Here is a 541-nt window from a genome sequence, read left to right on the forward strand (position 1 = left end):
ACGGCCGCTGGTCGCCGCACGGCCGCTGGTCGCCGCGCGGCCGCTGGTCGCTGCGTGCGTGGCGGGCCGGGCGTGTGCCGCTCCAGTGCAGTCGGTGGGCCTTCACCTGTGTGCTTCCCCCTCGTCCGTCTCTTGCGTGTCCATCCCGGGGCTACGCGAGCTGACGTGAGGTCAGCCGATGGCGTTGCCCTTGGCGGTGACCTTGGCGATGAGGATGCCGACGATGACGGCGGCGACGACGACGAGGGCGCCGACGAGGATGGCCATCTCGATGGACAGGGCCCCGCGGTCGGTGTCCTCGTCGGCGAGGCGGGCCCGGAGGCCGGCGATGCGGGCTCGGGCGATCGTGGCGAGCAACGTAAGCATGCTGAGCGGTCTCCCTGGTGATGGTTGGTCAGGTTCGGCGGGGGTCGTCGGGGACGGGGGTTAGGCGGCGATGACGTGGAGCATGGCGGGGACGGCGATGTAGCAGGTCATGAGGATGACCAGCGCGGCGACGGGAACGACCATCTTTTCGGAGGCCTCGTTGGCCTGGGCCTGC

At 70.8% G+C, this 541-nt stretch carries 1 protein-coding gene; it reads right to left on the reverse strand.

What is annotated here, in order from left to right:
* Positions 1–171: 171 nt before the first annotated feature.
* On the reverse strand, positions 172–366 hold the full coding sequence (locus ACFP3V_RS31265) for a hypothetical protein (RefSeq protein WP_380591045.1): 195 nt from the start codon (positions 364–366) through the stop codon (positions 172–174).
* Positions 367–541: the final 175 nt, after the last annotated feature.

The sequence above is a fragment of the Streptacidiphilus monticola genome, assembly GCF_042658505.1.
Classification (GTDB): domain Bacteria; phylum Actinomycetota; class Actinomycetes; order Streptomycetales; family Streptomycetaceae; genus Streptacidiphilus; species Streptacidiphilus monticola.

Bases quoted from the DNA above. Each gene is read 5' to 3' on its own strand.
- ACFP3V_RS31265 (WP_380591045.1), bottom strand. From the start codon at position 366: ATGCTTACGTTGCTCGCCACGATCGCCCGAGCCCGCATCGCCGGCCTC.